The organism is Salinisphaera hydrothermalis C41B8 (genome assembly GCF_000732535.1).
Lineage (GTDB): Bacteria > Pseudomonadota > Gammaproteobacteria > Nevskiales > Salinisphaeraceae > Salinisphaera > Salinisphaera hydrothermalis.
Genome location: NZ_APNK01000007.1, coordinates 102,448 through 114,769, shown reverse-complemented (window position 1 = coordinate 114,769; position 12,322 = coordinate 102,448). Strand labels below are relative to the sequence as shown.

The 12,322-nt window shown below is 65.1% G+C and carries 15 protein-coding genes; 12 read left to right on the top strand and 3 right to left on the bottom strand.

Going from position 1 to position 12,322, the window contains the following annotated elements; translation table 11 throughout:
• Window positions 1-5: 5 nt before the first annotated feature.
• The 8 genes from C41B8_RS07140 to C41B8_RS07105 all read left to right on the top strand — a co-directional run bounded on the left by C41B8_RS07140 (window position 6) and on the right by C41B8_RS07105 (window position 7,427).
• A complete protein-coding gene (locus C41B8_RS07140) occupies window positions 6-866 on the top strand; it encodes a CheR family methyltransferase (RefSeq protein WP_051883216.1) in 861 nt (286 codons plus the stop codon).
• Window positions 863-1,444 (top strand): hypothetical protein, encoded by a 582-nt coding sequence (locus C41B8_RS07135; protein ID WP_051883215.1) that lies wholly within the window; start codon window positions 863-865, stop codon window positions 1,442-1,444. The genes C41B8_RS07140 and C41B8_RS07135 overlap by 4 nt, the downstream gene beginning before the upstream one ends.
• Window positions 1,441-2,496, top strand: coding sequence for a protein-glutamate methylesterase/protein-glutamine glutaminase (locus C41B8_RS07130; RefSeq protein ID WP_037336007.1), 1,056 nt, complete (start codon window positions 1,441-1,443; stop codon window positions 2,494-2,496). The genes C41B8_RS07135 and C41B8_RS07130 overlap by 4 nt, the downstream gene beginning before the upstream one ends.
• Before the next feature lie 48 nt (window positions 2,497-2,544).
• Window positions 2,545-2,934, top strand: coding sequence for a chemotaxis response regulator CheY (cheY, locus tag C41B8_RS07125; RefSeq protein WP_037336004.1), 390 nt, complete (start codon window positions 2,545-2,547; stop codon window positions 2,932-2,934).
• Window positions 2,935-2,962: 28 nt separating this feature from the next.
• Complete coding sequence (gene cheZ / locus C41B8_RS07120) at window positions 2,963-3,637, top strand: protein phosphatase CheZ (protein ID WP_037336003.1); 675 nt, start codon at window positions 2,963-2,965, stop codon at window positions 3,635-3,637.
• Window positions 3,638-3,781: 144 nt separating this feature from the next.
• Window positions 3,782-4,933 (top strand): flagellar biosynthesis protein FlhB, encoded by a 1,152-nt coding sequence (flhB, locus tag C41B8_RS07115; protein WP_051883214.1) that lies wholly within the window; start codon window positions 3,782-3,784, stop codon window positions 4,931-4,933.
• The gene (flhA, locus tag C41B8_RS07110) at window positions 4,930-7,017 is read left to right on the top strand and encodes a flagellar biosynthesis protein FlhA (RefSeq protein ID WP_037335997.1); all 2,088 of its coding nucleotides are present in this window, start codon (window positions 4,930-4,932) and stop codon (window positions 7,015-7,017) included. Before flhB ends, flhA begins: the two co-directional genes overlap by 4 nt.
• Entirely contained in the window at window positions 7,014-7,427 is a 414-nt protein-coding gene (locus tag C41B8_RS07105; RefSeq protein WP_037335994.1) for a flagellar protein FlhE, read from the top strand. The genes flhA and C41B8_RS07105 overlap by 4 nt, the downstream gene beginning before the upstream one ends.
• A gap of 19 nt (window positions 7,428-7,446) precedes the next feature.
• Here C41B8_RS07105 and C41B8_RS07100 read toward each other — a convergent pair whose 3' ends face one another.
• The 3 genes from C41B8_RS07100 to flgA all read right to left on the bottom strand — a co-directional run bounded on the left by C41B8_RS07100 (window position 7,447) and on the right by flgA (window position 9,023).
• Complete coding sequence (locus C41B8_RS07100; protein WP_037335991.1) at window positions 7,447-7,917, bottom strand: flagella synthesis protein FlgN; 471 nt, start codon at window positions 7,915-7,917, stop codon at window positions 7,447-7,449.
• 10 nt (window positions 7,918-7,927) lie between these two features.
• Window positions 7,928-8,224: a flagellar biosynthesis anti-sigma factor FlgM gene (flgM, locus tag C41B8_RS07095; protein ID WP_037335988.1), complete on the bottom strand. Its 297-nt coding sequence runs from the start codon at window positions 8,222-8,224 to the stop codon at window positions 7,928-7,930.
• 97 nt (window positions 8,225-8,321) lie between these two features.
• Window positions 8,322-9,023, bottom strand: a complete 702-nt coding sequence (gene flgA / locus C41B8_RS07090; protein ID WP_037335985.1) for a flagellar basal body P-ring formation chaperone FlgA — start codon at window positions 9,021-9,023, stop codon at window positions 8,322-8,324.
• A gap of 132 nt (window positions 9,024-9,155) precedes the next feature.
• Here flgA and flgB point away from each other — a divergent pair, with 132 nt between their 5' ends.
• The 4 genes from flgB (at window position 9,156) to C41B8_RS07070 (ending at window position 12,309) form a co-directional block, all read left to right on the top strand.
• Window positions 9,156-9,584, top strand: coding sequence for a flagellar basal body rod protein FlgB (gene flgB, locus C41B8_RS07085; RefSeq protein WP_037336128.1), 429 nt, complete (start codon window positions 9,156-9,158; stop codon window positions 9,582-9,584).
• A gap of 31 nt (window positions 9,585-9,615) precedes the next feature.
• Window positions 9,616-10,020, top strand: coding sequence for a flagellar basal body rod protein FlgC (gene flgC / locus C41B8_RS07080; RefSeq protein ID WP_037335981.1), 405 nt, complete (start codon window positions 9,616-9,618; stop codon window positions 10,018-10,020).
• 12 nt (window positions 10,021-10,032) lie between these two features.
• Entirely contained in the window at window positions 10,033-10,755 is a 723-nt protein-coding gene (locus tag C41B8_RS07075; RefSeq protein WP_051883213.1) for a flagellar hook assembly protein FlgD, read from the top strand.
• Between the two features lie 105 nt (window positions 10,756-10,860).
• Window positions 10,861-12,309, top strand: coding sequence for a flagellar hook-basal body complex protein (locus tag C41B8_RS07070; protein ID WP_037335976.1), 1,449 nt, complete (start codon window positions 10,861-10,863; stop codon window positions 12,307-12,309).
• Window positions 12,310-12,322 lie beyond the last annotated feature (13 nt).

Below are 12,322 nucleotides of genomic sequence, written 5' to 3'. Positions count from 1 at the left end.
GCCACGTGTCCGATGTCATTGATTCCCGCGAGGCCGCGGCGACCCCGACGCGTGATCTGGTTTTCACCGACGCCGATTTCGCGCGTCTGCGGCGCATGATCGGCGAGCGCGCGGGCATTGCCCTGTCCGAACGCAAACGCGAGATGGCTTATAGCCGGCTCGCGCGCCGCGTCCGGCTGGCCGGCCAGCGTCGTTTTGCCGATTATCTCGATCCGCTGGAGGCCGACGCCTCGCATCCGGAGTGGGAACATTTCACCAACGCACTGACGACCAACCTCACGTCGTTCTTTCGCGAAGCGCATCATTTTCCCTTGCTGGCCGAGCATGTCGCCCGCCGCAGCGGGCCGATCTCGATCTGGTGCTGTGCGGCGTCCACCGGCGAAGAGCCGTGGTCCATCGCCATCACCCTGGCCGAGACGCTCGGTTCGGCGGCGGAGCGGGCCGAGATCGTGGCGACCGATATCGACACCCGAGCGCTAGCCGACGCGCGGGCCGGGATTTATCCGTTGGCGGCGGTGGAAAAACTCAGCGAAGAACGCCGCAAACGCTTCTTCCTGCGGGGGACAGGCGCACGTTCCGGCCTGGCACGCGTGGCGCCGGCCCTGCGTTCGCGCGTGCATTTCGCCCCGCTCAATCTTGCCAGCGGCGACTGGCCTGTCGACGGGCCGTTCGACGCGATTTTCTGTCGTAATCTTATGATCTATTTCGATAAGGACACCCAGCAGCGGGTATTGAAGCGTTTCGCCGGGCTGATGAAGCCCGATGGGCTGCTGTTCGCCGGCCACTCCGAAAACTTCAGCTATTTCGAGAATCCGTTCGTGCTGCGGGGGCAGACGGTATATCGGCTACGCGGGGGCGCGCGATGAGTGTGGCAGCGCCTGACCTGGCGACGCGGCGCTATGTCGACGTCCATGGCGAGGTTCATATCAAGCTCCTGCCCAAGGAGTACTACGTCACCGATCAGCCGTTCCTGCTGACCACGGTACTGGGCTCCTGCGTAGCCGCGTGTCTGCGCGATGCGGCCGCCGGGGTCGGCGGCATGAACCATTTCATGCTGCCGGACAACGGGGATGCCGAGAGCGAACGCATACGCAGCATGATCTATGGCGGCCACGCCATGAATCGCCTGGTGGACGAATTGATCGCGCTGGGGGCGCGTCGCGAGCGGCTTGAGGCCAAGGTCTTTGGCGGCGCCAACGTGCTCGCGGACATGCGTATCGCGCGTGTCGGCGATGCCAATGCCGAATTTGTCCGCGCTTACCTGGCACGTGCTCGTATTCCGATTCTGGCCGAGGATCTGGGCGGAGCCTGGCCGCGGCAATTGCAGTATCGGGCCACCACCGGCGAAGCACGCGTCCGGCGGCTGCGCGTGGTCGAGTCCGCGCTGGCCGAGCGCGAACGCGGCCTGGCACGCCAGGCGGCCATGCCGGGAGCATCGGCATGAGTGCCCCGATCAAAGTGTTGGCGGTCGACGATTCGGCGTTGATGCGTCAGTTGCTGACCGCGATTGTCGACGAGGCGCCCGGCATGGAGATGGTCGCCACCGCGCCCGATCCTTACGTCGCGCGCGAGCTGATCAAGCAGCACAATCCGGACGTGTTGACGCTGGACGTCGAAATGCCGCGCATGGATGGTCTGGATTTTCTGGAAAAGCTCATGCGGCTGCGTCCGATGCCGGTCGTGATGGTGTCGTCGCTGACCGAGCGCGGATCGCAAATCACGATGCAGGCGCTGGAGCTCGGCGCGGTCGATTTCGTGGCCAAGCCCAAGGTCAATATCCGGGACGGCCTGGCGAGTGCGGCGGCCGATATTGTCTACAAGCTGCGGGCCGCCGCGCGAGCGCGCCCCACGGCGCGCGCCAACGCCGCGCCGCCTGCCCGGCTGCGCGCGCCGAGCGTCTCGAGCGAGAAATTGATCGCCGTCGGCGCCTCGACCGGTGGAACCGAAGCATTACGGCATCTGCTCGAACCGATGCCCGCCAACGCGCCGGCGATTTTGATTACCCAGCATATGCCGGCCGGGTTCACGGCGTCCTTTGCCAAGCGCCTGGACTCGCTATGTGCGTTGGCCGTGGCCGAAGCCCGGCACGGCGAACGCGTGCTGCCCGGCCATGCGTATATCGCCCCGGGCGGCGAGATGCATATGCGGCTCGCACGCAGCGGCGCCAACTACACCATCGCGCTGGAGGCCAGCGAGCCGGTCAATCGGCACCGGCCTTCGGTGGATGTCCTGTTTCATTCGGTGGCCGCCTCTGCGGGTGCCAACGCCGTGGGCGTGTTGCTCACCGGCATGGGCGCCGACGGCGCGGACGGCATGGTTGCCATGCGCGCCGCCGGGGCCGCTACCATCGCGCAGGACAGTGCCACCTCGGTGGTCTATGGCATGCCGGCCGAGGCCGTGGCCCGCGGCGGTGCCAGTTTCGAGTTGCCGCTCGACGATATCGGCGCAAAGGCCCTGGCGTTGATCGCCGAGGCCGGCGGCGCGGTACGGATCTGACCGGCGCCGCCGATATATACGAACAACCGCTATTCGAAGGAGACCTCAATGGCCGATGCCGATCTGCAATTTCTCGTGGTCGACGATTTCTCGACCATGCGCCGTATTGTGCGCAACCTGCTCAAAGAGCTTGGGTATCACAACATCGAAGAAGCCGAGGACGGCGCCGAAGCACTCGGCAAGCTGGCCGGCGGCCATGTCCAGTTCGTGATTTCGGACTGGAACATGCCCAATCTCAACGGCCTGGACATGCTCAAGAAAATCCGCGCGGACGACGGGCTCAAGCATCTGCCGGTGCTGATGGTCACGGCGGAAGCCAAGAAGGAAAACATCGTCGCCGCCGCCCAGGCCGGTGCCAGCGGCTATGTGGTCAAACCGTTCACGGCGGCCACGCTCGAAGAGAAGATGAACAAGATCTTCGAAAAGCACGGCCTGTAACATTTGCGCGCGGCCTCAGGGGGCAGCCATGAGCCATAATCAGAGTGCGGCATCCGCCGACGAGAACAACAACAGCGAACTGATCGATCGGATCGGCCAGCTCACCCGCGCGTTGCACGACAGCATGCGCGAACTGGGTCTGGACAAGGAAGTCGAAAAGGCTGCCGAAGCCATTCCGGACGCCCGCGACCGTCTGGCGTATATCGCCGAAACCACCGAAGCCGCGGCCGAGCGGGCCTTGTCGGCCATCGAGGTCGCCCAGCCGATGCAGGAGCGCCTGGCGGAGAACGCGCAGTCGTTGTCGAGCCGCTGGGATACCTGGTTCGATGCGCCGATCGACTTGTCCGATGCGCGCGAGCTGGTCGCCGATACGCGCGGTTATCTGCGCCATCTGCCGGAGCAGACGCGTGCGACCAACGCGCAGCTGCATGAAATCATGATGGCGCAGGATTTTCAGGACCTGACCGGGCAAGTGGTCGGCAAGCTGATCACCGTGATCCGTCGGATCGAGAGCCAGCTGGTGGAGGTGCTCGTCGAGCACATGCCCGAAGCGGCCAGCTATCGCGAACGGCGCGAGGCCGACATCGACGGCGATTCCGGGGACGGTCTGCTCAATGGCCCGCAGGTCAATGCTGCAGGTAAATCCGATGTGGTGACCGATCAGGCCCAGGTCGACGATCTGCTCGAGGAACTCGGTTTCTGAGCAGACTCAGCGCGGACGATCGACGTCCGCGTAGGTCGCACGTCCGTTGCATCGGCCGATAAGCGGGCATTAGCGCGCGCAATTCACTGCCTGCCAGCCGACGCCGGCTCCGCATAATCCCTGCGGGCAGGGTGGGCGTGTGCGATGGCCGAGGACAGCGACGAGGAAAAAACAGAAGACCCGACTCCGCAGCGCCTGGAAAAGGCGCGCGAAGAGGGCCAGGTTGCGCGTTCGCGCGAATTGACCACGTTTCTGATGCTCGTGACCGCCATCGCCGGCCTGTGGATGACGTCGGGCTGGTTCGTCGACGCGGTGCTGACCGTGGGTCGGACTGGCTTCGGGTTTGGCCCCGGGGTGGCCGACGATCCGTCGCGGATGATGTCGCACATCGTGGGACAGCTGTTCACCATCGCCCGCGGCATCGCGCCGTTGCTGGGCTTGCTCGTGATCATGGCCCTGGTCGCCCCCAACTTGCTGGGCGGCCTGGTGATTTCGTCCAAGTCGCTGAAAGTCGACTTCAACCGGCTCAATCCAATCAAGGGATTGGGGCGGGTGTTCTCCGCGAATGCCGCGGCCGAACTGGGCAAGGCGGTGGCGAAATCGGTGCTGATCGGCTCGGTGGCCGCCGGGTTCATTTATGCCCATCTGGGCGAGATGATCGGGCTCGCGGGCCAGGATCCGGCCACGGCCATCGTGCATGCCCTGCGTCTGGTGATCTTCTGCTGCGCGCTGATGGTGCTGGCGTTCGTGGTGGTGGTCGCCATCGACGTGCCGTTCCAGATCTGGAGCCATCATAAAAAGCTGCGCATGAGCCTCAAGGACATCAAGGACGAACACAAGGAAAACGAGGGCGATCCGCAGATCAAGGCACGGATTCGTGAACAACAACAGCGCATGGCGCGCAGCCGTATGATGGCCGCCGTACCCGATGCCGACGTGGTTGTGACCAACCCCAGCCACTATGCGGTGGCACTGGCCTACGACGGCGAACGCATGGGCGCGCCACGCGTAGTGGCCAAGGGGGCCGACGAGGTCGCGGCGCGTATTCGCGAACTGGCCGCCGAGCATCGTATTCCGCGGCTGGCCGCGCCGCCCCTGGCGCGCGCGCTGTATCGGCACGCGGATCTGGATGCCGAAATACCGGCGGCGCTGTACACCGCCGTGGCCGAGGTTCTCGCCTGGGTCTATCAACTCGACCGGGCGCGCCGTGATGGCGGCCCGGCGCCCGATACGCCGCGCGACATTGAAATACCGCCCGAGCTGGCGGTCCCCGCGGCACAGGACGCGACATCATGAACACGCTTACCGCCTGGCTCGGCCGCACCGGTCTGGATCAGCCCGGCCATTACAAGATGCTGGCCGGTCCGCTGCTGATCATCATGATCATGGCGATGATGATCCTGCCGTTGCCGCCGTTCGTGCTGGACATCCTGTTCACGTTCAATATCGCGCTGTCGGTGATGGTGTTGCTGGTGTCGATGTTCACCACCAAGCCGCTCGATTTCGCGGCGTTCCCGGCGGTGCTGCTGTTCGCCACGCTGCTGCGGCTTTCGCTCAACGTCGCTTCGACCCGCGTCGTGTTGATGAACGGCCACGAGGGCGCGGGAGCGGCCGGCCAGGTGATCGAGTCGTTCGGCGAGTTTCTGGTTGGCGGCAATCTCGCGGTCGGCCTGATCGTGTTCCTGATCCTGATCGTGATCAACTTCATGGTGATCACCAAGGGCGCCGGACGTATCGCCGAGGTCGGCGCGCGCTTCACACTGGACGCGCTGCCGGGTAAGCAGATGGCGATCGACGCCGATCTCAATGCCGGGCTGATCGACGAAAAAACGGCCAAGGCCCGGCGCGAGGAAACCGCGATGGAGGCCGACTTCTACGGCTCCATGGACGGCGCCAGCAAGTTCGTGCGCGGTGACGCCATCGCCGGCATCCTGATCATGGGCATCAACCTGATCGGTGGGCTGATCGTTGGTATCGCTCAGCACGGCATGAGCGTCTCGGGCGCGGCCAAGACCTATACCATCTTGACCATTGGCGACGGTCTAGTTGCCCAGGTGCCGGCGCTGGTGATCTCGACCGCGGCGGGCGTGACCGTGTCCCGCGTGGCCAGCGAGCAGGATGTCGGTCAGCAGCTCATCGGGCAGTTGTTCGACAATCCCAAGGTCATGTTTCTGGCTGCCGGCGTGTTGGGGCTGCTGGGCCTGGTGCCGGGCATGCCGAACACCGTGTTTTTGCTGTTCACCGGCCTGCTTGCCGGTCTGGGATGGTGGCTGGTGCGCGAAGGCCGGGCGCGCGAGGCGGAAACGGCCGAAGCCGTGCCGGCGGCCGCCGTGAGCGCCGAGGCCGAGGAAGCCAGCTGGGACGACGTTCAACTGGTCGACCCGCTCGGCCTCGAGGTCGGCTATCGGCTGATCAGTCTGGTGGATGCCGCCCAGGACGGCGAGTTGCTGCGCCGGATCAAGGGCGTACGCAAGAAATTCGCGGGCGAGGTCGGCTTCCTGCCGCCAGTCGTACACATCCGCGACAATCTGGAGTTTTCGCCGCACGATTATCGAGTGACGCTCAACGGCGTCGAGATCGGGCGCGGCGAGGCATTCGTCGGGCAGTTCCTGGCCATCGATCCCGGCGGCGCGGTCGGCGAACTGGAAGGCCGGGCCGGGCAGGATCCGGCGTTCGGTCTGCCCGCCACCTGGATCGAGGCCAACAAGCGCGACAACGCCGAAGCCCAGGGTTTTACCGTGGTCGATGCGGCGACCGTGATCGCCACCCACATCAATCATCTGTTGACCACGCATGCCGCCGCGATGCTCGGCCGGACCGAGGTCGGGCAGTTGCTGGAGCGCGTGAAAAAGGATTATCCGGATCTCGTCGACGAGGTCGTACCCAAGCCGATTACGCTGGCCACACTGACCGCGATTCTCGGCAATCTGCTGTCCGAGCAGGTCTCGATCCGGGACATGCGCCGGATTCTGGATACGCTGGCCGTACACGGCGCGCATACCACCGACAGCGAAGAGCTGACCGCCGCGGTGCGCGTGGCGCTCGGCGCGGCCATCGTGGAATCCTGGTTCGGGGCGGACAAGCAGATCGACGTGATCGGCCTGGACGGGCGGCTCGAACAGATGCTCACGCAGGCGCTGTCCAACGGCGGCGGCATGGAGCCCGGGTTGGCCCAAACGCTGATCGATCAGGCCGAGGCCGCGGCGCGCGCCCAGGCCGATCGCGGTCTGCCGCCGGTGCTGGTGGTCCGACATGATCTGCGCCCGTTGCTGGCCCGCTTCCTGCGACGCAGTATCGACGCGCTGGTGGTGTTGTCGCAGAGCGAAATTCCCGACGATCGCCAGCTGCGTGTATCGCGGGTGATCGGTCAGCAGCAATGAAACGTCGGGTCGCGTTTGCCGTGAGTCTGGCGCTGGCGGCATGCGCTGGCACGGCGAGCGCAGCAGGTTCCTGGATCGCGGAAGCGGCGCTGCCGGCGATTGGTCAGCGCGGGCGTGTCTATGTCTCGCCGAGGCTCGCCCCGCGGCCGACCACCCCCGTCACCGGCCATGGTATCGGCCGGGTGCAGTGGCGTTATGGCTACGACCGCGTGGGCGATCCCCGTATGGTGGCAAGGCTTTGTGCCGCCGGGCGTTGTGTCGACGCCTCGAATCCGCGCGGCGGCTCGAAAGCCTTTGCCGGACTGCCGGTGGTGACGCCGTTTCATCTGATGCTGAAAGTGCCGGGCAGCGGCCGCGTGGCGCCCGCCATGCGCGTGGGGCGAGTCCAACTGGTCGTGAACTTCGAGTAGTCGCCCGGTCGGGCGGCGCTCAGGCGCCGCCGCGCAGTCGCCCGGCCCCGGCCGACGGGCTGCGTCGACCATCGGGCGCATAAAGCGCGCTGGAGGTATGACGGCGCAGGAAGTTCAGGCGTTCCTCGGTGTGTTCCAGCCGCGTCTGGATCGCCATGCCATTGATCGCGTTCTGATTGCGCGCATGCGCCACCCGGGCGCACAGCTCGGCCCAGCGCTCGCCGCAGCCCAGCGCCTGCGCGAGTTCGGCATCGCTGAGGTCGGTACCGGCGCCGGCGCGCGCCGCCTCGGCCAGACGTTGTCGTTCGCGCTCGAGCGCCTCCAGACTCTCGGCCTGACGGGTCTTGGCCTCGGTTGCGGCGTTGAGCGCTGCATGGGCCACGGGGCGCGCGGCCAGCGCGTCCCGTTCTCGTTCGAGCACATCCACGAACGCCTGTACGGCCGCATCCTGGCGGGCGAGCAGGTCGGCATAATCGGCGGCCGGATTCATGGTGCGCCCGTTAGCCTTGGCCGTTGCCGGTCAACTCGCGCGCGCTGGCAATGATGCCGTCGGCGATGCGTCCGGTGTCGAAGGTCAGCGTGCCGTCGGCGATGCCCTGGCGGATTTCGGCCACGCGCGCGGCATCGATATCGTGGCTGGAATCGCTCGTATCGAGCCGGCTCAGGCGGGTCGAGCCCGCGTTCGAAGCCGATGACTCGGGCCGCGCGGTGTCCGTGCGGCGGGTATTCTGGGGCGCCTCGGTGCTCGGACCGGTGCTGACGCGATTGATGCGGTTATTCGTCGGATCTATGGGCACGGGATTTTCCTCGGCCGCAAGGCCAGTCGGCGTGTGACTGTTGATGATAACGGCGGTGTGGAACGAGACTTTAATCCGTTAGTCATGGGGCGATGCTTCAGGGTGATACGACGACCACGCCCGGGCCGTCCGGCTTGCCCGAAACGACCGTACCATTGGATGTGCGCACGCGCACATTAGCCCCGGCGGTGGCGTTGTCCAGCGCCTTGCCGTGCGTGGTGATCGAAAAGCCGGGCCCCTTCGACACGACCTTGACGCTATCGCCGCGCGAGATCACGTCGGGCGCTTCGAGCATATTCGACACGATGGTTTGCGACTCGGCGATGCGCCGACGGGCTTGCTGCCCGACGATGGCGCTTTCGCTATCGGGCAGGCGGTTCAGATCACGGGTGATGTCGCCTTCGCGCGACTCCAGATCGCCCGCGGTGAGGGTGTCGCCGGAGTTGATCTCGTGGCTGGCGACATAGTAACGCCCGTAAACGCGGACATCGGCCTGCACGTAACGGGTTTCCGGTGAATCGCCGGGACAGCGTACGCCGACCGTGATCCGGCCCGTGGTGCGTGCCGCCTGTCCTGGCAGGAAGGGCTGCGGGTCCTGACAGGCCGGCATGCGCGCGGTCGGCGTGTTCACCGTGACGCTGATGTGGTCGCCGATGCCGGCATTTTCCGAGCGCAGAAAACCGGTAACGCGGGCCGACAGGGCATCGTCGCCGGCCTGGGCGGCCAGTGAAATTCCCAAAATCAGGCCGGCGAGCGCCGAGCTTGCGCACGCGCGCGCGATGGTTCGATGAATCGACATGGCAGGAAGTCTAGGGCCGATGCCGTGGGCGTCCATTGCCGGATTAGCGCACAAAGCGGGGGGCTTTTCGCGCGATTGACACGCGGCGGCGACGATTAAAGTGGCCGGCGTCGAATGCATGAGGGGCACGCGATGATGGACCGACTGAGCCAGTCGCTGAATTTCTATAGTCAGGCGCTCAACCTGCGCGCGGAGCGCCAGAAGGTGCTCGCCTCGAATATCGCCAACAGCGATACGCCGGGTTACAAGGCACGGGACTTCGATTTCGCCTCAGCGCTGCATGCCGCGGTCGACGGGCAGCAGCCCGCCACCGAAGGCGGGCTGGCACTGGCGACGACCGAGCCTGGGCATATCCCCGGGCAAGGGCCGTCCGCGTCCGGCATGGGCGGTGTGGATCTGGAGTATCGGAATCCGACCCAGCCGAGTCTGGACGGCAATACGGTCGACATGAACAACGAGCGCGTCCAGTTCATGGACAACTCGGTGCACTACCGCGCCGACCTGCAGATTCTCGGCAGCCAGATCAAGGGGCTGAAATCGGCGATGGAGCCGGCCAGCTGATCGCGGCCGGCACGACGCAACGGGGGACAACATGACAGTGAGCAGTATCTTCGGGATCGCCGGTTCGGCGCTGACCGCGCAGTCCGAGCGCATGAACGTCGCGGCCAGCAACATGGCCAACGCCGACAGCGTGGCCGGGCCGAACGGCCAGCCCTATCGCGGCAAGGAAGTCCAGTTTCAGGTCGCCGCGGCTCCGGGCTCGGAGATCGGCGGCGTCGCGGTGTCCGGTGTGACTGAGAATCCGGCGCCGTTTCGCCAGGAATATCGTCCGGATAGCCCGCTGGCCGACGACCAGGGCTACGTGAAGATGCCCAACGTCAATCCAACCGACGAAATGGTCAACATGATTTCGGCGGCCCGCTCCTACGAAGCCAACGTCAACGTGCTCAACACGGGCAAGAATCTGGCGCTGCAGACGCTCAAGCTGGGCGAATAAAAGGTTTAGATCATGGCGACAAGTCCCCTGACCTCTTTGTACGCAAACGCGAGCTCCAAGGCCGCTGCCGCGGCGAACGCGAGCTCGGCGTCCGGCTCTGCCAGCACGAGCGGTACGACGGCAGCGACCAGCAATACCCAGGATCTGAGCAATCGCTTCCTGACGCTGCTGGTCGCGCAGATGAAGAACCAGGACCCGCTCAATCCGACCGATAATTCGCAGGTGACGTCGCAGATCGCGCAGATCAATACCGTTACCGGCATCAATAATCTCAACGACACGCTGGGCAAGATCACCGGTCAGATCGATACCTCGCAGCAGCTTCAGGCGAGTTCGTTGATCGGTCACAAGGTGCTGGTGCCCGGCAACGAAGTAAAGGTCGGCAGCGATGGCACGGCCACGGCCTTCGGCGTCGATCTGCCGGCCGATGCCAAGAAGATGAGCATCACCATCACCGACAACGCCGGCAACGTGGTGCACAAATCGGAATACACCGACCAGGCAGCGGGCGTGCAGTCGTTCCAGTGGGACGGCAAGGATGCCAGCGGCGCCCAGGTCGATCCCGGCAAGTACACCATCAACATCTCGGCGCAGGACAGCCAGGGTGACGACATCAAGGCGCAGGGCCTGGATACCGGTTATGTCGACGGTGTGGTTTCCAGCGGGTCCGGGCCGAAGCTCGACCTGGGGCCGGGCGGTCTGGTCGATCTGAACAACGTTTACCAGATTCTATGAATTCGGTGCGAATAGCGGTCCGAAACGATCGTTGTTCGCGCCATCGAAAATCACGGACGCGCTCGATACTAACGCCGTCCAAATCACACCACGAGGGGTGGAGCAATGGGGTTTACGCAGGGTGTCAGCGGTCTTCAGGCCGCATCGGCCGATCTCAACAACATCGGCAACAACATCGCCAACTCGCAGACGACCGGCTATAAGTCGTCGAGCACGCAGTTCGCCGATATCTACGCCGGCGCGCGTACCGGCCTCGGCGTGGCGGTCGCGGGTACGGCCCAGGATTTCTCGGCCGGTTCGCTGAACACCACCGATCGCAATCTGGATGTCGCGATCGACGGCGGCGGCTTCTTCCGGTTGGCCCATAACGGCACCACCGAATACTCGCGTGACGGCCAGTTCCAGCAGACCAAGGACGGCAATCTTGCCAACAGCAGTGGTGCGTTGCTGACCGGTTACAACGTCTCCAACTTCAATAACCCCAACGCGTCGGCCTCGGTAAACGCGGGCGGCACGCCGCAGGTGATCCAGCTGCCTTCGCAGGGGCTCAACGCCCGTGCCACGACGCAGGCCTCGCTGGCCGCGGCGCTGGATGCCGGCTCCTCGATCAAGTCGGGCGCGTCGTTCAATGCGAATGATGCCAATACCTACGACTGGTCGACCCCGAATACGGTCTACGACTCGCTCGGCAACGCCCACAGCGTCAACATGTATTTCACCAAGACCGGCTCCAACCAGTGGCAGGTCAACGGTCAAATGCCGCTGGGCTCCGAAGCCAATCTGGCGACGTCGGTCGGACAGACACCGCCGAACGGTGGTTTCGCGATGAATCTGTCCAGCTTTACCAATGCGGCCGGTAATACGCCGTCGCAGGACGGCAACGGCACGTATCAATTCAACGGCTACACCGCCAAGGTGACCGGCGCCACCGGGAGCGCCGGCAGCTACTCCGGCGGCACGGTGACGTACACCCAGAGCCTGCCGGCCACCCAGCTGAGCTTCGACCCGTCCGGTAACCTGGCCAGCGCCACGCCGGTGAGCGGCACCAAGCCCGGTAGCCTCGGCAATTCGCAGGTGGCCTACGCGCTCGACCCGCAGAACGGTTCGTCGCCGATCGATTTCAACTTCGATTTCGCCGGCTCGACCCAGACCGCGCAGTCGTTTTCGGCCGGCAACCCGTCGCAGGACGGTTATGCCTCCGGCGCGCTGACCGGGATCACCATTCAGAACAACGGCATGGTGACCGGCAGCTACGACAACGGGCAGTCGGTGAACCTGGCCCAGATCGCATTGGCCGGTTTCCGGAACGAAAACGGCCTGCAGCCAGTATCCGGCAACGCCTGGACCGAGACCGCCGATTCCGGCCAGCCGTCGCTGGGTACGGCCGGCACCGGCCAGTTCGGCGATCTGCGCGGCGGCACGCTGGAAGCGTCCAATGTCGATCTGTCGAAGCAGCTCGTCGACATGATCGTGTCGCAGCGTAACTACCAGGCCAACGCGCAGACCATCAAGGCGCAGAGTCAGATTCTGCAGACCGCGGTCCAGCTGGGCTGATCGGCGTCGCGGT